The organism is Streptomyces sp. NPDC006529, assembly GCF_040611795.1.
Lineage (GTDB): Bacteria > Actinomycetota > Actinomycetes > Streptomycetales > Streptomycetaceae > Streptomyces.
Map to the genome: position 1 here is coordinate 69,983 of NZ_JBEXPB010000010.1, position 17,286 is coordinate 87,268.

10 protein-coding genes are annotated in these 17,286 nt (G+C 77.1%); 2 read left to right on the plus strand and 8 right to left on the minus strand.

The genetic code is table 11. The features are described 5' to 3' along the window. Nucleotides 1-40: 40 nt before the first annotated feature. The 4 genes from cydC to ABZY31_RS10950 are packed head-to-tail and all read right to left on the minus strand — an operon-like array spanning nt 41 to nt 6,596. The gene (gene cydC, locus ABZY31_RS10935) at nt 41-2,017 is read right to left on the minus strand and encodes a thiol reductant ABC exporter subunit CydC (RefSeq protein ID WP_356407475.1); all 1,977 of its coding nucleotides are present in this window, start codon (nt 2,015-2,017) and stop codon (nt 41-43) included. Continuing rightward, on the minus strand, nt 2,014-3,714 hold the full coding sequence (gene cydD / locus ABZY31_RS10940) for a thiol reductant ABC exporter subunit CydD (protein ID WP_356407478.1): 1,701 nt from the start codon (nt 3,712-3,714) through the stop codon (nt 2,014-2,016). The genes cydC and cydD overlap by 4 nt, the downstream gene beginning before the upstream one ends. A gap of 54 nt (nt 3,715-3,768) precedes the next feature. After that, nucleotides 3,769-4,809, minus strand: a complete 1,041-nt coding sequence (locus ABZY31_RS10945) for a cytochrome d ubiquinol oxidase subunit II (protein WP_356407480.1) — start codon at nt 4,807-4,809, stop codon at nt 3,769-3,771. Continuing rightward, on the minus strand, nt 4,806-6,596 hold the full coding sequence (locus ABZY31_RS10950; RefSeq protein ID WP_356407483.1) for a cytochrome ubiquinol oxidase subunit I: 1,791 nt from the start codon (nt 6,594-6,596) through the stop codon (nt 4,806-4,808). The genes ABZY31_RS10945 and ABZY31_RS10950 overlap by 4 nt, the downstream gene beginning before the upstream one ends. 81 nt (nt 6,597-6,677) lie before the next feature. Here ABZY31_RS10950 and ABZY31_RS10955 point away from each other — a divergent pair, with 81 nt between their 5' ends. Further along, nucleotides 6,678-7,847, plus strand: coding sequence for a nucleotide disphospho-sugar-binding domain-containing protein (locus tag ABZY31_RS10955; RefSeq protein ID WP_356407486.1), 1,170 nt, complete (start codon nt 6,678-6,680; stop codon nt 7,845-7,847). A gap of 218 nt (nt 7,848-8,065) precedes the next feature. Here ABZY31_RS10955 and ABZY31_RS10960 read toward each other — a convergent pair whose 3' ends face one another. Continuing rightward, nucleotides 8,066-9,724, minus strand: a complete 1,659-nt coding sequence (locus tag ABZY31_RS10960; protein ID WP_356407489.1) for a condensation domain-containing protein — start codon at nt 9,722-9,724, stop codon at nt 8,066-8,068. A 171-nt stretch (nt 9,725-9,895) separates the two neighbouring features. Between ABZY31_RS10960 and ABZY31_RS10965 the strand changes: the two genes are divergently transcribed. Next, the gene (locus ABZY31_RS10965) at nt 9,896-10,522 is read left to right on the plus strand and encodes a TetR/AcrR family transcriptional regulator (RefSeq protein WP_356407492.1); all 627 of its coding nucleotides are present in this window, start codon (nt 9,896-9,898) and stop codon (nt 10,520-10,522) included. A gap of 33 nt (nt 10,523-10,555) precedes the next feature. Here ABZY31_RS10965 and ABZY31_RS10970 read toward each other — a convergent pair whose 3' ends face one another. Genes ABZY31_RS10970 through ABZY31_RS10980 form a run of 3 tightly spaced genes read right to left on the minus strand, consistent with a single transcriptional unit; the run spans nt 10,556 to nt 17,202 of the window. After that, on the minus strand, nt 10,556-11,044 hold the full coding sequence (locus tag ABZY31_RS10970) for a DUF2871 domain-containing protein (RefSeq protein ID WP_356407495.1): 489 nt from the start codon (nt 11,042-11,044) through the stop codon (nt 10,556-10,558). Between the two features lie 49 nt (nt 11,045-11,093). After that, nucleotides 11,094-11,546: a hypothetical protein gene (locus ABZY31_RS10975; RefSeq protein WP_356407498.1), complete on the minus strand. Its 453-nt coding sequence runs from the start codon at nt 11,544-11,546 to the stop codon at nt 11,094-11,096. A 49-nt stretch (nt 11,547-11,595) separates the two neighbouring features. Then, nucleotides 11,596-17,202, minus strand: coding sequence for an amino acid adenylation domain-containing protein (locus ABZY31_RS10980; RefSeq protein WP_356407500.1), 5,607 nt, complete (start codon nt 17,200-17,202; stop codon nt 11,596-11,598). Between the last annotated feature and the right edge of the window lie 84 nt (nt 17,203-17,286).

Consider the following 17,286-nt stretch of genomic DNA (forward strand, 5'->3'; position numbering starts at 1 on the left):
GCCTTGAGGTGGGGCGCACGGGGGCTCAAGTGGCGGGCGGTCACGGGGCGGCGGCCAGGGCGTGGGGGTCGTGCGGGTGCGCGGGCCGTGCGCGGTGCGGGTACGCCGGCTGCGCGCGGCCCGGTTCGGCGGCCTCCGCCGCCCGCTCCGTGCGGTGCCGCTCGCGGTAGTGGCCGGGCGCGGCGAGGAGTTCGGCGTGCGTGCCGCGCTGGACGACGCGGCCGGCGTCCAGGACGACGATCTCGTCCACCGCCTCCAGGCCGATGGTGCGGTGGCTGATCAGCAGCACCGCGCGGTCCGGGCGGGGCGCGAGGACCGCAGCGAGGACGGCGTCGGCGTCCCGGGGGGCCAGCGACTCGGTGGGTTCGTCCAGGACCAGGACCGCGGGATCGGCGAGCAGGGCGGCCGCCAGGCCCAGGCGGCGGCGCTCGCCGCCGGAGAAGGCGGCCGCGTCCTCGCCGACCTCGGCGTCCAGCCCGCCGGGGAGCGCGCGCACCCAGTCCGCGGCCCCCGCCCGGGCGAGGGCCGCCCACAGCGCGCCCTCGGCCGCGCCGGGGCGGGCCAGCAGCAGGTGCTCGCGCACGGTGCCGGCGAACACGTGGTGGTACTGGGTCAGCCCGGCGGCCAGCCGTGGCCGCAGGGCGCCCTCCGGCAGCTCCGCGAGCGGTACGCCGCCCAGCGCGACCCGGCCCGCGGTGGGCTCCAGGAGCCCCAGGGCCAGCCCGGCGACCGTGCTCTTGCCGGACCCGCTGGGGCCGACGAGCGCGATCCGGCGCCCGGGGGCGAGGAGGAGCCCGATCCCGGTCAGGGCGGGGCGCACGGCCCCCGCGTGGGTGACGCCGACGTTGGCGAACTCCAGGGTGAGCGGGCCGTGGGGGAGGCGTGGGCCCCGGCGGGCGGGGGCGGTACCGGTGGGGGGTGACGTGCCTGCCGACGCGGAGGGTGTCGCGGTGGCCCGCGTGCCGGTCCGCGTGCCGGCCCGCGGGTCGGTCCGCGCGTCGGCCGTCGTGCCGGTCGTCGCGCCGGGCGCGGTCGCCGGGAGGGCGTGCAGGGCGCGCAGCCGGTGGAGGGAGGTGGCGAGGCGGGTGAGGTGGTCGGCGGCCGCGCGGACGGGGGTGGCGAGGTCGAGGGTGGCCAGCGCGGTCAGGGTCAGTACCGCGGCGGTCACCGGGCCGGTGCCGCGCAGGGCCAGGACGGCCACCGCGGCCGTGGTGCCGAGCTGGACCAGGACCGCGGCCGCGGCGATCGCGGCCGCGGCGGCCGACCCGGCCCGCTCGCGGCGGGCCACCGCGCGGGAGGCGGCCCGTTCGCGCTCCGCCACCAGCGCCGTCGCCCCGCACAGCGCGAGGTCCTCCGCCCCCTCGACCAGGTCCACGGTGCGCGCGGCCAGTTCGGCGCGGGCCGCCGACAGCCGGGCGGCCGAGCGGCGCCCGGTGGCCACGGCCAGTGCGGGCAGCGCCACGCAGGCCAGCAGCAGCCCCGTCCCCAGCGCCCATCCGGCGGCGGGCAGCACCAGTGCGCTCCCCACCGTGACCCCGGCCCCCACCAGCAGCGCGGTCAGCATCGGCAGGGCCACCCGCAGCAGCGCGTCCTGCACGGCATCGGCGTCGGCGACGAGCCGGTTCAGCAGCTCGCCACGGCTGAACGCCCGCAGCCCGTACGGCGCGTGCGGGGCCAGCAGCGTCAGCAGCCGGCCCCGTACCCGCTCCATGATCCGCAGCGCGGCGTCGTGGCCCCACAGCCGCTCGGCGTAGCGCAGCGCGCCCCGGCCCAGGGCGAAGGCGCGCACCGCGACCACCGCGACCATCAGCGCTCCGAGCGGCGGCTGCTGCGAGGCCCGGCAGATCAGCCACGCCGCGCTCGCGGTCAGCGCGATGGCGCAGCCCTCCCCGAGCGCGGCCGCCACCGCGGCGACCCCGAGCCGCCCCACGTCCCTGCGGGACAGCGCCCGGGGGGACGGTGTGGACACCGGTACGGCCGGGGCCGGAGCAGGGGCGCGGCCCGGACGCGGGTTCATCGGCGGGTCTCCTCAAGGGCGGGTACCGGGGCGGGGCGCAGGGAGTCCAGGCGGAGGACCGTGTCCGTGTGTTCGGCCACCGCCGGGCGGTGGGTGGCCACCAGGAGGGTGGCGCGGCCCGCCACCGCTTCCAGGGCGCGCAGCACGTGCTGCTCCGTGCCGCCGTCCAGGCGGGCCGTCGGCTCGTCCAGCAGCAGCAGTGACGGGCGGCGCAGCAGTGCGCGGGCCAGCGCGAGCCGCTGGCGCTCCCCGCCGGACAGGCCGGCGCCGCCCTCGCCGACCCGGGTGGCCGGTCCGTCCGGCAGGCGGCGTACGAAGTCGGCCGCGCCCGCCGCCTCCAGCGCGTCCCACACCTCGTCGGCGCCCGCGCCGGGCCGCCCCAGCCGCACGTTGTCCGCGACCGACAGCGCGAACAGGTGCGGCTGCTGCGCCACCATCGCGATCCGGTCGGTCCACGCCGCCCGGTCGGCGGCCGTGCGGGCGACCACCGATACGCCGCCCACCCGCAGGTCCCCCGCGAGCGGCGGCAGCAGCCCGGCGACCGTCCGCAGCAGGGTGGTCTTCCCGGCGCCGCTGGGCCCGGTCAGCGCGCAGCTGCGCCCCGGCTCGAACCGCCAGGACAGCCCCGTCAGGGCCGGCGCGCCGGGCGCGTGGCCGACGTCGAGCCGGTCCAGGACGAGCGGGAAGCGCGCCGGGTCGGGCAACGGCTTCGGCCCGGAAGAAGGCCGTTCGCGTACGAGCGCGGGGCCGGCCGCGGCGCCGTCGAGCAGGGCGCGGACCTGGGCCAGGGCCGTACGCCCCTCCTGCGCCGCGTGGAAGCGCCCGGCCAGCAGCCGCAGCGGCCGGTACGCCTCCGGGGTCAGCAGCAGGACGGCCAGCCCCGTCGACAGCGGCATCGCCCCGTCCAGCAGCCGGAAACCGACCGGGACCGCGATCAGCGCCACCGACAGGCTCGTCAGGCTGTCCATGACGAAGGCGGACAGGAACGCCACGCGCAGGGTGCGCACCGTCGCCCGCCGGTGCTCCGCGGCCCGCGCGCGCACGCTCTCGGCGGCCCGGCCCTCCTGCCCGAAGACGCGGAGCGTGGCGAGCCCGCCGAGCGCCTGGAGGAAGTACCCGCCCAGGCGCAGCAGCACCGCCCACTGCGCCTCCGTACGGGCCTTGGTGTGCAGGCCGACCAACGCCAGCAGCAGCGGCACCAGCGGCAGCGTCACCAGCACGACCAGGCCCGAGACCCAGTCCGCGGCCCAGACGGTGCCGGTGACGGCCAGCGGCACGACGACCGCCTGCGGCAGCAGGGCGAGCGAGCCGGTGAGGTGGTCCTCCAGCGCGTCCATGCCGCGGCCGAGCAGCGCGACCACCGAGGCGGGCCGCGGGCCCCGGCCGCGGACGGCCGCGGCGGTGACGGCCGCCGTGAGCTCCGCCCGCAGCTCCTCCTTGTACCGGGCGGCGGCCGCGCCCGCCGAAGCGCGGTCCCACCAGGCGTGCGCGGCCCGCCCGGCGACCACGGCCGCCAGCAGCGGGACCGGTACGGCGTGCAGCGCGGCCCCCGTGCCCTCCTCGACGGCGGCCGCGAGCACCGAGGCCAGCAGGACGCACTGCAGGAGGGTCAGGACGGCTTCCGCCACCGCGCCCAGCGCGCGGTGCACCAGAAACCGCCGGAGCAGGGGCGAACTCCGTACCAGGGCGAGGTCCATCGGTCGCTGTCCTGACTCTCGGGAACCGCGGGCGCCCCGGGGAGGGGCCCCTCTTCAGGAGAAGGCGGGGGCTTCGAGCGGCTCCGGCGCCGGGGCGGCGGTGCGCGCCGGGGCCCACACGGCCAGCCACAGGTAGACCTGCGCCGCGACCACGAGCAGCAGCACCGGCCCGGAGGTCCAGAGCACGGCCGCCAACGCGGTCTCGTCCGTGGCCAGTTGCGCGACCGTCGGTGCGGGCACGCCCGCGACGGTGGAGGTCAGCAGGGCCGGGTACTTGCCCGCGAAGACCGCGCAGGCCGCCGCGATCACGGCGGCCGTGGTCGCCCAGGGCGCGAGCCGCGCCCGGCCGCCGCCGGCCAGGGCCCGGGTCAGGAACAGCGCCGCCACGGCGAGGACGACGGCCAGCGCCGCCAGGACCGGGTGGCGCAGCGCCCCGCCGTCGAAGCTCCCGCCGACCCAGCCCGTCAGCGCGGTGACCGCGAGCAGCGCCGCGGCGAGGGTCGCGCCGACGACGGTGAGCGCGGCCGCCCGCCGGGCCGGGTCACCGGTGAGCCGGGCGGCCACGAAGGCGCTGCCGTGCGTGGCGAGCAGCGCGACCATGGTCAGGCCGCCCAGCAGGGTGAAGGGGTCGGGCGCGGCCACGCCGCGCACGTGACCGTCGCTGCCGAGGGAGACCCCGGCGGCGGTCACGGCGAGGAAGCAGCCCCAGCCGAAGGCGGCGGCGGCTCCGGCCGCGCAGATCAGCAGGTCGAAGGCGCGCCGGACCCGTTCGCCGGGGTGCCGGCCGCGCAGCTGGACGCCCGCGTTCAGGGCCAGTGCGCCCGCGAAGGCGATCAGCGCGTAGGGATGGGCGCCCTCGAACAGCGCGCCGCGCAGCCCCGGCAGGGTTCCGGCGAGGGCGCCGACGGAGACCAGCAGCCAGGCTTCGTTGCCGAGCAGCAGCGGCCCGACCGCCCCCAGCACGGCGCGCCGCCCGGGGGCGTCGGAGCCGGTGCGGGGAAGGGTGAGCCCGACGCCGTAGTCGATCCCGGCCAGGACCAGGTATCCGGTGAACAAGGCGATGAACGCCACGAGGGCGACGGTCGGGTGGCTCATGACGGGTGCGCTCCTTCCCGGGAGGACGCGGCGGACGCCGAGGAGGCCGGGGACGCGGGGGACGCGGCGGCCCCGGTGGACCGGTCGCCGTACGGACTCGCCTGCGGCGCGCGGGGGTGCGTACGGGGATCCACGCGCGGGTCGTGCGCGGCGCCGGCCAGGCCGCTGCCCAGGGAGTCCGGTGCGGCGGCGGAGGCGGTGGATGCGGCGGCGGGCTCCGCGCCCCGGCCGAGGCCGCCCTCGCCGGGACCGCGCATCGCGGCCCGGGCCAGCAGCCACCAGTCCAGGCCGAGCAGGCAGACCACGAGGACGACGAGGACGAGGAGCGACGCGGTGAGCCGCCCCGCGCCGAGGCCGGGGGTCATCGCCTGGCGGGTGGTCAGGATGCCGGTGATGACGAACGGCTGGCGGCCGACCTCGCGGACGGCCCAGCCGCAGAGGTTCGCGAGGAACGGCAGCGCCATCGCGAAGGGCAGCACCCGCCGCAGCACGGCCGACCGCATGACCTCGCCCTCCCCGGAGGGGGTGCGGCCGACGTGGGCGTGGGCGTAAACCTGAGCGTGGGGGCCGGGCCGGGCGTACGGGCCGGGGCGGCTGGGTTGACCGTACGGGCCGTACTGGCCGTACTGGCCCTGCGGTCCCGGTGCCCGGCCCTGCGGCCACTGGCCGGGGTACACGCGGCGGCCCTGGCCGGTCGGCCCGTGCGGGCCCTGGCCCGGGGGCCATTGGCCGGGGTACACCTTGCGGCCGCCCTGGCCCTGGCCGCGGGCGGGCGCAGGCGTTGGCTGCCACTGGCCGGGGTGGCCCTGACCCGGGTACGGCTGCGCGTAGGGCGGGGGGAAGGCCTGCGGGCGCTGCTCGCGCAGCGAGACGAGGGCCCAGACGCCCAGGATCAGCAGCACCCCGCCGATCATCATCATCAGGGTCAGGGCGCCCAGTACCGGCCCGGACGGCGGTCCCTCCAGTGGGCCGAACCGCTTCGCCAGCTCCTGGAGCTGCCGCGTCACCTCGGCCTGGTTCCCGTCCAGGACCGCGCCCTTGAGCGGCTGGTCCTTCCTTGTGTTGCCGAGCTGGACCGTGCCGCTGAGGACGACGAGCGCGGCGCCCCACGTCCCGGCGTGCGCGCCCGCCTTCAGCGAGTGCCGGACGAACGCCCGGTCCGCGCGGCCGCGCCGGTGCAGCAGCAGGCTGACGCCGAGCACGAAGAAGCCGCCGACCGCGAGCGCGCCGCCGAAGATGTGGAAGATGGCGATCCAGGAGTTGGCGTTGGCGAACAGCGCCCCGAACGAGGTCAGTTCCAGGTGCCCGTCGCGCATCGTGTAGGCGACCGGGTTCTGCATGAAGCCGTTGGCCAGCAGCGCCCACACCGCGGAGGTGTAGGCCGCGGCGGCCACGATCCAGATGCATGCGAGGTGGACGTACTTCGGCAGCCGGTCGAAGCCGAAGATCCACAGGGCGAGGAAGGTCGACTCGGCGAAGAACGAGACCACCGTCTCCACCGCGAGGGGGGCGCCGAAGACGCTCGCCGCCGTGGATTCCAGGCCGGTCCAGTTGGCGCTGAGCTGGAACTCCATGGCGAGGCCGGTGGCGATGCCGACCGCGTAGTTGATGACGTAGAGGGTGCCCCAGTAGGTGGTCATCCGCCGCAGCGCCGGGTCGCCCGTGCGCGCCCAGCGGGTGTGCGCGACCGCCACGAGGGCGACCAGGCCCAGCGTGAGGGTGACGAGGAGGTAGTGCGAGGCGACGGTGAGGCCGAACTGAAGGCGCGCCAGATCCTCGGGGGCCATCGCGCTCACCTCGATCCGTTCATTGCTAGAATATCTAGCAACACTAGACAATCGCGGTCGGCGCCCCTAGGGTTGGGCCTCATGAGAATCCTCTTTGCCAGCGTGGGCAACTTCGGGCACATTTTTCCCTTGCTTCCCTTGGCGAGGGCGGCGCGAGCCGCCGGCCACGAGGTCGCGTTCGCAACGGGTGAGCAGTTCCACCAGACCCTCCGGGAGGCTGGTTTCGAGCCGGTGACGGCAGGCCGGTCCGTGCCCGAGGCATTCATCGAAGCAGCGGGCGGTCGAGCCTTCCTCGAGGCCCACGGCGGCGAGGTGGGCGCCCAGGACGTCCCGCCGGAGGTCCTCGCGAACCTGCACATCAAGGTGTTCGGCTCGGTCCTGCCGCGCTGGGTCGCGGCCGACCTGGCGCCGGTCTTCGAGAGCCGGCGCTTCGACCTCGTCGTGCACGAAGTGCTCAACCCGGGCGCCGGGTTCGCCGCCCAACTGGCGGGCGTACCCGCCCTCGCGCACGGCGTCGGCCTGCTCTCGCAGGACCACGAGGCCGAGCGGCTCCAGCAGGAGATCCTCGCGACCGCCGCCGACCTGGGCGTCACCGTGCCCGCCGGGCAGGCGCTGACCCTCGGCAACACCTACATCGACATCTGCCCGCCGTCCCTCCAGGACCGGGCCTTCGTCGAGTCGGGCCAGGCGCGCATCGAGCAGCGGCCCGTCGCCTTCGTCGAGCCGGGCGAACTGCCCGCGGGGCTCGCCACCTCGGGCGAACCCTTCGTCTACCTGACCCTCGGCACCGCGCTCGGCTCCGCCGAGAACCTGCGCACCGTGATCGACGGGCTCGCCCCGCTGGGCGTGCCGGTCCTGGTCGCGGCCGGCTTCCGGGTGCAGATCGCCGACCTCGGCGAGCTGCCGGAGCACGTGATCGTGGCCCCGTGGCTGCCGCAGTCCGCCGTCCTCGCGCACGCCGCGCTCGTCGTCCAGCACGGCGGCAGCGGGACCACGCTCGCCACTCTCGAAGCGGGCCTGCCCCAGCTGATCGTGCCGCAGGGCGCGGACGGCCCCGCCAACGGCCGGGCCGTACGGGACGCGGGCGCGGGCGAGGTTCTCTTCGACCTCACCGCCGAGGCGGTCACCGAGTACGCCCGCAAGATCCTGGGCGACCCCGGCTACCGCGACGCGGCCCGCAAGATCGCCGCCGAGATCGCCGCCATGCCCGCCCCGGAGGACATCGCGGCGCGCCTCCCCGACCTGGCCTGACCCGCCGCGCCACGGGCCCCCGGGCCTCCACGGCCCGGGCGCGGGCCCGTCACCACAGACCGGGGCGATGGCCGTGGCCATCGGCCCACCGTGCTCCCGGGCGCCGGCCCCCCTCCGGCTGCCCGGGCCCGAATCCGGTGCGCGCGCCTTCCGTTCCCCCGCGCGGCGCGCGCACCGGATCTTTGACCGGATTCGGACCGGTCCGTTCGAAGCCGACGTCAGGCCGAAGCCGCCGCGGACAGGGGAGCGGCGGTCAGCGGCGTGACGCAGGCCGTCAGGGTGTGCGGCAGGAGGTCCTCCACCGGGTCCGCCTCACCGGCGGAGGCCAGCGCGGCCAGCGCGCCGCGCAGCTCCTGGGCCAGCTGCTCCGCCTGCGCGCGGTCCAGTACCGAGGAGGCGAAGTCCAGCGCCAGCAGCGGCTCTTCGCGCCAGCGCAGCACCGTCAGCGCCGCGTCGGCCGTGGCCCCGCCCAGGTGGCCGTGGTGAAAACGGGCCGTCAGCGGGCCCGCCGCCGCGCGGGCGGGCAGCAGGCCGTCGTGGTCCGCGAAGGAGACCTGGGTCAGCGGGGTGCGCGACCGGTCGCCGCGCAGCCCGAGTTCCCGTACGAGCGCCTCCGTATCGAGCGCGGAGCACGCGAGCGCCTCGCCGAACGCGCAGGCGACCCCGCGCAGGAAGTAGTCGACGCCGCCCTCCAGTTCGCAGCACACCGGTACGGTCGTCGAACCCGGCGCGACCGTCCGCAGCGGCGCGCCGGTGCGGAGCCTCGGCAGCTCGGCGCCCACCAGCAGCCATTCGTGCCCGGAGCGCCGCCCCACGGCGAGCGCCCAGGCCGCGAGCAGCACCGTCCCGTGCGGTACGCCGGCCCGCGCGGCCGTGGCGTCGACCGCGTCCCGCAGCTCCGTGTCCAGCGCGACGGCCAGCCGCTCGCCCCGGAAGTCGAAGACGGCGGGCCGCCGCCCGGGCGGGACCAGGTCCACGACGGCGGGGAACTCCCGTATCCGGTCGATCCGTTCGGCGAGCGGTCCCGCGTCAAGGAGCGGCTCCGCCCCGGCGGGCGGCTCCGTCCGGGCCGGCGCGGCCGACCGGGCGGCCGGTGGCTGCCCGGACGCCGCGCGGGCGTAGTCGGCGAGCAGCTCCCGCCAGACCAGCGCCGCCGACCAGGCGTCCGCCACCGCGTCGTGGCAGAGGAAGGACAGCAGGTGCCGGTCCGCCGCCAGCCGGGTCAGGACGAAGGCGAAGGGCGGCCGGTCGGGATGCCCGATCAGCCGCTCCACCTCGTCCGCGAGCCGCGCGTGGGCGGCGTCGACGGCCGCCCCGCGGCTCGCGGCCGGAGCGCCCGGCAGCTCGGGCAGCGTGATCAGCGGCGGGGCGTACGCGTCGAGCACCCGCCGTACGGTCCCGGCCGCCGAGACCGGGAACGCGGTCCGCAGCCCCTCGTGCCGCGCGCCCAGGCCGGCGAGCGCGGCCCGCAGCGCGGCGGGGTCCAGCGGCCCCGCCAGTTCGGCGCTCAGCACCCGGTGCACCGCGCCGGGGCCGACGTAGCGCTGCGCGGTGAGCGGAGCCGACTGACCGGGCAGCAGGGCGAGATCGCGCGCACCCCGGCCGGGAGCCGGGGCAGGCCGCACGGCCGCGGGCGCCGGGACCACGGCCCGGGCCAGTACGTCGGTCAGCGGGGCGGGGCCCAGCAGCTGGGCCACGTCGAGGAGCAGGCCGAGCTGTTCGTCGGCGCGCGCCTGGAGCCGCAGGGCCTGGCCGAGGCCACCGCCCAGGGTGAGGAAGGGCGAACCCGAGGCCCCGGCCGGCAGCGTGCGCCGGTCGCGGCACAGGACGTCCGCGGCGAGGTCGAGCAGCTCCTCCAGGGGAGTCGGGGTCTGCATGGGTGGCCCTCTCTGTGGGCGGACTTACCCCGATGCTGCCGACCATGCCTCGAAGGCGACTAGACGATGAGGTCAGGGGGCTGTTCCGGGCCGGGGCCCGCACCTGCTGTCAAAGGCAGGAACGCTATCACTGACCGCTTCAATTGCACCGAAAGTGGTACCGTGAGCGCCATGACTCCCCGAGAGCGACGGCTTCGTGAGCAGGGCCAGCGCCGCCAGTTGATCCTCACCTCGGCCCGCGAGATGGCCGAGGCCGAAGGCTGGGACTTCGTCACCACCCGGCGTCTCGCGGAGCGCATCGAGTACAGCCAGCCGGTGCTCTACCAGCACTTCAAGAACAAGGACGCGATCGTGCACGCGGTGGCCCTGGAGGGCTTCGGCGAACTCGCGGGCGCCCTGCACGCCGCGCGCGTACGGCACGCGGAGGCGGATCCGCTGGAGGCGCTGGACGCGGTCGCGCGCGCGTACCTGGACTTTGCCGCCAAGGGGCCGGTCCTCTACCAGGCGATGCTCACCCTCGACCCCGGTACCGCGGGCGCCCCGGAGGCGGCTGACGGCGCGGCGGATGCCGGACGGGCCGCTCCGCAGCCGCTGCTCGACGCGCTCGCGGAGATCCGGCTGGCCGTCGAACCGGTGGCGGCGGGCCGCGATCCGGAGCTGCTGACCGAGGTGCTGTGGAGCACCTGGCACGGCCTGGCCACCCTCACCCGGGGCGGGCGGCTGCGCCCGGACCTGACGCGGGAGCGGCTCGCCGCCCTGACGGGCATCCTGACCGGCCCGGCGGCCCGGGTCGGCTGACCGCCGGGCCGCAAGCCCTGCTGGTTCAGGTGCTCAGCCGGACACCTTCTCGGACTCCGCGCCGCCCGCGGCCTGCCCCGGCACCGCGGCCCGGGCCGCCTGCGCGGCCTGTCCGTCCACGTGCTCCTTCACGCGCTTGCCCAGCAGCGTGAAGAGCAGGATCAGGCCGACCGTCAAGATGATGTGCCCCAGGCCGCCCACCAGCGAGAAGAGTTCGGGCACGTGGTGCCCGAGCACGGTCTGGGTGCCGCGGTAGGTCATGCTCGCGCAGGTGATGGCGATGCCCGCGTTGTAGAACCAGAAGAAGTAGTCGTAGTGCTTCGTCCCCGACAGCGAGAACACCTTGTCGAGGCCGAGGACGATCAGCAGGCCCAGCATGCCGAGCGCGAGCAGGTGCGTGTGCACCACCGCGAGCTGGGTGTCCCCGGTGAAGTCGTTGGCCTTGGTGATCTCCCGGTAGTACAGGCCGGAGATCACTCCGACGATCATGTAGACGTGTGCCGCATGAAACGTCTTCCGCATGCCCCTGCCCCGCTCCCCTGATGATCACATCCGTCCCCGACGGGATCATTCAAGCACTCGGCGCAAGGCTCCTCGCGGAATTGCCCGGATCGCTCAAGTCCCCTTCCAGCAAGGCTCGACCATCCCTCCACCACGGCTCCCGCGCCAAGGCCGGGACCGGACCGGGCGCCGGTACGAGCTGCTCGGGGGTCAGCTCGGGCAGGTCCACCAGCGCCCCGAACCGCCGGGCCACCTCCCCCGCCTCCGCGTCGCCGCCCGAGACGAACCACGGGCGCGGCAGCCCCTTGGTCCCCTTCACCCAGCGCAGGTAGCGGGCCGCCTCGTCCATCGGCGCCGCCGCGGGGTCGAGGGTGAAGGTGGGCACCCGCGCGGTGCGCCGCAGGTACGCCCGGCTCAGCGGCATCCCGGCCGTGCGCAGCAGGACGACCCGCACCTCGCCGCGCCCGAGGACGCTCTCGGCGAAGGCGGTGCGGGGGCTCTCGGCCAGCAGGATCGCGTTCATCTCGGTCTCCCTGGGGATTGGTGGGTGGGTCGAGGGGGCGGGAAGCGTTCTAGAAGTGGTCGGTGGGGCCGGAGGAGCCGTTGCTGCCCTTCACGTCGCCCAGGTCGCCGGCGCTCTCGCCCCGGTCCTCGGCGGGGGCGTCGCCGAGGTGCTCCAAGCACAGCTCGTACACGTCCTCGGCGTGCGTCTGGTGCCATCCCTGCGGTACGGGCGCCCCCGCGGGCCACAGCGCGCGGTGCCCGGCGCCGTCCGCGACGACGACGAAGGTCGCGAACTCGTCGGCGAACGGGTCGTCCGCCCACGGGTGGTCCAGGACCTGCAGGCTCCCGTCGGCGTCCACCCGGGCCGCGTGGCCGGTGCGCCACATCCGGGCGGTGGCCCCCTGCGGCCCGCCGGCCAGCGGGTCGGGCAGGAAGCTCGCCCCGCCCGCGCCCGGCAGGCCCGGGTAGCCCTGGGCCACGCCGACCCCCGCCACGTACAGCGAACCGGTGCTCCCGGTGGCCACCGGCCGCAGCCGCGCGTCCAGGACGTACGCCCGGTAGCCCGGCGCGGGCCGGGTCCGCCCGTCCGGGCCCTGCTCGATCACCAGGCGGCCCTCGGCCCACCCGGCGCTGTAGGTCAGGGCCGTCCCCTCGGCCCGGGCCAGGGCGACGAGCGCGTCGTCAGCGCGGCCCAGGACCGCCGGGGCGCCGTGCTCGCGCAGCCATTCCAGTACTTCGGCGGGGGTGCCCAGATGGGCGAGGGCCGCGTCGGGGACGTTCACGCGGGCCCCGGAGACGAAGGCGGCCAGCAGACCGACCGCCGCGTCCGCGTCCGGATAACCGGTCACCAGCCAGGCGGCGTCGGCCCGCTCGCCGCGCCCCAGGCTCGCGGCGGCCAGCGGCCCGGCGCCGATCGCCACCGTGGCGTGCGCGGTGCCCGCCAGCACCACGGGGGCCGCGGCGTCGAGCGGGCCCGTCCGGTCGGCCGAGCGCACCGGCCACTTCCCGTCGGCGGGCAGCAGGTCGGCGGCCGGGTCCCGCACCAGCCGGGCCGCCCCCGGCACCGGCGGCAGCAGCCGGTCGGCGGCTTCGTCCAGCAGCAGGACGACGGGCCACACGGCGGCGGGCAGCCCGCGCAGCGGATCCACCGGCATGCAGGCGGCCCCCGTCTTGGCGATGGCGAGCGCGGCCACCGCGAAACCGGTCGGCGAGGCGATCGCGGTGACCACCGTGGTGCCCGGTCCCGCCTGATGGGCGATCAGGGCGTGGGCCAGCAGGTCGGACCGGGCGTCGAGTTCGGCGTAGTCCATGCCGGCCACGGGGGCCGCTCCGGGCATCCCCGGGGCGCCCGGCATCCCCGCGCCCCCGGCGCCGCCGATGCCGGTCAGGCCCGCGAGGCCCGCCAGCCCCGCGATCCCGGCCGGACCGGCCAGCGGCGCGAGACCGCTCAGGTCCGTCAGCCCAGCGGGGCCCGCCGTCGCGCCGCCCGACAGGGCCGGGGCGCCGGGCGCGCGGGCCACCTGCGCCGCGAACAGCGAAGCCGCGCTGCGCACCGGCAGCTCCAGGTGCTCCCCGAGCCAGGGTCCGACCGTCTCCGCCGACACCTCGCCCGGCAGCAGCCGCAGCCGGCTCAGTGCGGTGTGCGGCGCGTCCACCGCCGCTTCGAGGAGCGAGAGCAGCTGCCCCGCGAGGTAGCCGGCGGCGCTCTCCCCGATCGCGTCGTGCTGGAAGGCGGCGCTCAGCGCCAGCCCGGCGGGCGCCCCGGCCGGGCCCTGCCGCTCGGTCAGGGTCAGCCCCAACGCCGCTGCCATCTGCGGTAGTTCGGGGTTCTCGGCGCAGACGGTGAGCCCGGCCCCCTCGAACTCGCCGCCCGTCTCCTGGAGCAGCGCGAGCGCGATCCCGCCCGGCAGCGCCAGGGCCGCGTCCCCCCGCCGGTAGGCCGCGAGGTCCGCCGTCCGCACCCGCGCCAGGAGTTCGGCGAACGCCGGGTCGCCCGAGGTGTCCACCGACAGGGCCAGCACCCGCCCGTACGGACCCACCGCGCCCCGCAGCGCCGCACTGTCCCGGGCGGGCACCGGAGCGGCCACCGTGACCGGGGACGGCGCGCCCAGTCGGGTCAGCAGCGCCGCCAGCGCCGCATGGACCACCATGAACAGCGTGGCCCCGTGCTCGGCGGCCAGCAGGGACAGCCGCTCGTGCAGCGCGGGACCCACATCGCCCGCCAGGGAGCCCAGCGTGGAATCGGGCCGCTCGGGACCGCTGCCCGGCGCCGGGGTCGGCGCCAGGTCCCCGTACATCGCCCGGGGCGCGCCCTGCGGCGCGGGGGTCGGCCAGCGCGGGGCGTCCCCGGTGGCGCGGGCCCCGTAGGCCAGGGCGAGTTCGGCGGCCAGCGGCGTGTGCGACCACAGGTCGACCGACTCGCCCGGCAGGGTCAGCTCCAGCACGTGGTCGTCGGCGGCCAGGGCGCGCAGCCGGGTGCCCGCCGAGCCCAGCCGGCTGTTGCGCAGCGCCTCGTGCCGCCCGCCCAGGTCCCGCAGCGCCTCCTCCAGGGCGCGCACGCTCAGCGCCCCCCGCAGCCGCAGCGGCAGCACCGCGCTCGCGGTGGCGCTGCCGCCCGGGCCGGTGGCGCCGGCCGGGCTGTCCCCGACGAGGGCGGCGAACAGCGCCGGGGTCGGGGCGTCGTACAGGGCGCGCGGGCCCGCGTCGACACCGAGCGCGTGCCGGGCCCGGGCCAGCAGCCGGGCCGAGGCCAGCGAGTGGCCGCCCAGGGCGAAGAAGTCGCAGTCCGCGCTGACCGCCCGCCGCGGCAGGCCGAGGACCTCGGCGAACAGGTCGCGGACGATCTCCTGCACGGGCGTGCCCGGCGGGGTGCCCGGCCGCTCCCCGCCGAAGGCCGGGACGGGCAGGGCCGCCCGGTCGAGCTTGCCGCTGGGGGTCAGCGGCAGCGCGTCCAGGACCACCAGGGCGGAGGGGACCATGTAGTCCGGCAGCCGCTCCTGGAGGTGGGCGCGCAGCACCACCTCGACGTCGACCCCGTGGCCGAAGGCGGTGGGGGTGTTGGCCCCCGTGCCGGTGGGCGCCGGGGCGGCGCACACCGAGCTGAGCGGGCCGTACGGGATCCGCGCCGGGTCCAGGAGGAGCAGGTCCAGGGCTCCGTCGGGCCCGGCCGACCAGGTCGGCAGGGCCCGGTAGCCCGCGCCCTCCGCCGCCGCGCACAGCTCCTCCGGATCGGGCGCACCGCCCGTCTCGGCGAGCCGCTCCAGGGCTTCGGCCACGCTGCCCGCCGCCTCCAGGGTGCGCAGGGCCGCGAGTTCGCCGTGCAGCCGCGCGTTCGGGATGCCGGTCAGCCGCAGCGCCGCCGGGCGGTGCTCCGCGAGGTGGGCGGCCAGCGGTGCGGCGCCGTTCACCTCGCGCCCCCAGGGCAGCGCGGGGACCGTCGCGAGGTCCGCGACGGGCTCGGCGGTGGTGAGGACGACGTCGTAGCGGTAGCGGGTGAGCTCGTTGTGGTCGGCGCCGCGCTTGGCCCGTACGTCGACCGCCCGGATCTGCGGGAACTCCGCGGCCAGCGCCGTGAACAGGCCCGGATCCAGCAGCAGTTCCGTCTCCAGCGCCACCCGCCGCTCGACGGCGCGCAGCACGGAGGCGCCGTCGCCGCAGCGCCCCTCCCGGTGGGCCAGCTCGATCCCGGTCCGCAAGGGGCGGGCCAGACCCAGGTGGCGCAGGTCGCCCAGCAGGATCGAGCCGCCGGGGGCGAGCAGGGGCAGGACGCGGGCGATGACGGTGCGCAGCCGGTCCAGGTCGGGGAAGTACTGCGCCACCGAGTTGAGGACGACGGTGTCGAAGTGGCCGGTGGGCAGCCCGGCGGTGTCCTCGGCCTCCCGGCAGCCGAGCCGTACCTTGCCGCGCAGTCGCCCGTCCGCCCGGGTCTGGGCGTACAGGGTGTCGATGACGGCGGGGGAGAAGTCGGTGGCCCAGTACTCCTCGCACCGCGCGGACCGGGCGAGGGGGGCCATCAGCAGGCCGGTGCCGACCCCGATCTCCAGGATCCGGCGCTGGCCGAGCTCGCGGATCCGGTCGAGGGTGGCCGCGCGCCAGGCGCGCATCTGGGACAGCGGCAGCGGCAGGGCGTCGTAACCGCTGTCCCAGCCGGTGAAGTCCTCGCCGAGGCCGCCGGCGCGGGCGTCCTGGTAGAGGGTCTGGAAGATCTCCCGCCAGGCGGTGACCTGACCGGCCGGGTCCGCGGCGGGCGGCGTGAGCGGGGCGGGTACGACGTGCGCGACCAGCCGGCGCTCGCCGCCGTCGCCGTCGCCGTCGCCGTCGCCGTCCCCGGTGGTGCGGTGGACCGACACGACGGACTCGGCGACGGCCGGATGCGCGCCGAGTACCGCCTCGATCTCGCCCAGCTCGATCCGGAAGCCGCGCAGGGTGACCTGCTTGTCGACCCGGCCGAGGAACTCCAGCTCGCCGTCCTCGCGCAGCCGTACGCGGTCGCCCGTCCGGTAGAGCGTGCCGCCGCCGGGGGTGAAGCGGTCCTCGACGAACCGCTCCGCGGTGAGCCGCCCCCGCGGGCCGGGTTCGCTCGCGCCGAGGTAGCCGGTGGCCAGTCCCGGCCCGCCCAGCAGCAGTTCGCCGGAGCCGCCCGGGCCCACCCGCAGGCCGTCGCGCCCGACGACCACGGCGACGGTGGCGCCGACGGGCCGCCCGATCGGGATCGTCCGGGCGTCCTCGGCCGGTTCGGTGACCTCGTGCCAGGTGGCGAAGGCGGTGGCCTCGGTCGGCCCGTACATGTGCAGCAGCCGGTTCGGCGGCCCGGCCCGGAACACCTCGCGCACCAGGCGCGGGTCGCAGGGCTCGCCGCCGAAGAGGAGCGCGCGCAGCGGGGCGAAGGCGGCCGGGCGTTCGCGGGCGATCCGGTGGAAGAGCGGGGTGGTCAGGAAGGCGACCGTCACGCCCTGGTCGCGGACCGCCCGCTCGAAGCGGGCCGGGTCGGTGACGGTGTCCCGGGGCAGCCCGGCGAGGCGCGCCCCGGCGGCCAGGGTGGACCAGATCTCGAAGGTGACCGCGTCGAAGGCGGGGCTGGCGGCCTGGGCGACCACGTCGTCGGGCCCCAGGCGCAGGAAGTCCCCGGAGCCGACGAGGTCGAGGACCGCGCGGTGCGGGACGACGACCCCCTTGGGGGCGCCGCCGGTTCCGGAGGTGTAGCAGACGTACGCCGTGTCCTCGGGGCCCGGCACGGGAGCGGTCAGCGCGCCGAGCGCGGACGGGCGCTCCGAGATCAGGGTGGCGTCGGTGTCCACCGCGACCACGGCGGCGCCCAGGGCCGCGTAGTCGGCGGCGAAGGCGCCCTCGGTGACCACGGCGCGGGCCGCGCTGTCGCGGACGATCAGCCGCCGCCGCTCGCCGGGGTGCGCCGGGTCGACGGGGACGTACGCCGCGCCCGCCCGGATGACGGCGAGGAAGGCGGTCACCAGGTCGGGCCCCGGCCGCAGGGCGGTCACCACGCGGTCACCGGGACGTACGCCGTGCGCGCCGAGGTGGGCGGCGAGGCGGTTGGCCGCGCGGCTCAACTCCCGGTAGGAAAGCGAGACTTCGTCGCCCCCACCGGCGGGGTGGGTGACGGCGGTCGCCTCGGGCCGCGCGAGCACGTGCTGTTCGATGAGGCCGGAGAGTGACATCAAGGCGGTAGCTCCTTCGACAGCGGCGACCGGGCTGGCGGCGACCGGGCTGGGGCTTGGCAAAACCTTGCCTTGATGTTGGCA

What these genes read in the sequence shown, in the direction of transcription:
- cydC (WP_356407475.1), bottom strand. Translation starts at nt 2,017, where the DNA reads ATGAACCCGCGTCCGGGCCGCGCCCCTGCTCCGGCCCCGGCCGTACCG.
- ABZY31_RS10980 (WP_356407500.1), bottom strand. Translation starts at nt 17,202, where the DNA reads ATGTCACTCTCCGGCCTCATCGAACAGCACGTGCTCGCGCGGCCCGAG.
- ABZY31_RS10955 (WP_356407486.1), top strand. Translation starts at nt 6,678, where the DNA reads ATGAGAATCCTCTTTGCCAGCGTGGGCAACTTCGGGCACATTTTTCCC.
- ABZY31_RS10970 (WP_356407495.1), bottom strand. Translation starts at nt 11,044, where the DNA reads ATGCGGAAGACGTTTCATGCGGCACACGTCTACATGATCGTCGGAGTG.
- ABZY31_RS10945 (WP_356407480.1), bottom strand. Translation starts at nt 4,809, where the DNA reads ATGAGCCACCCGACCGTCGCCCTCGTGGCGTTCATCGCCTTGTTCACC.
- ABZY31_RS10965 (WP_356407492.1), top strand. Translation starts at nt 9,896, where the DNA reads ATGACTCCCCGAGAGCGACGGCTTCGTGAGCAGGGCCAGCGCCGCCAG.
- cydD (WP_356407478.1), bottom strand. Translation starts at nt 3,714, where the DNA reads ATGGACCTCGCCCTGGTACGGAGTTCGCCCCTGCTCCGGCGGTTTCTG.
- ABZY31_RS10975 (WP_356407498.1), bottom strand. Translation starts at nt 11,546, where the DNA reads ATGAACGCGATCCTGCTGGCCGAGAGCCCCCGCACCGCCTTCGCCGAG.
- ABZY31_RS10950 (WP_356407483.1), bottom strand. Translation starts at nt 6,596, where the DNA reads ATGGCCCCCGAGGATCTGGCGCGCCTTCAGTTCGGCCTCACCGTCGCC.
- ABZY31_RS10960 (WP_356407489.1), bottom strand. Translation starts at nt 9,724, where the DNA reads ATGCAGACCCCGACTCCCCTGGAGGAGCTGCTCGACCTCGCCGCGGAC.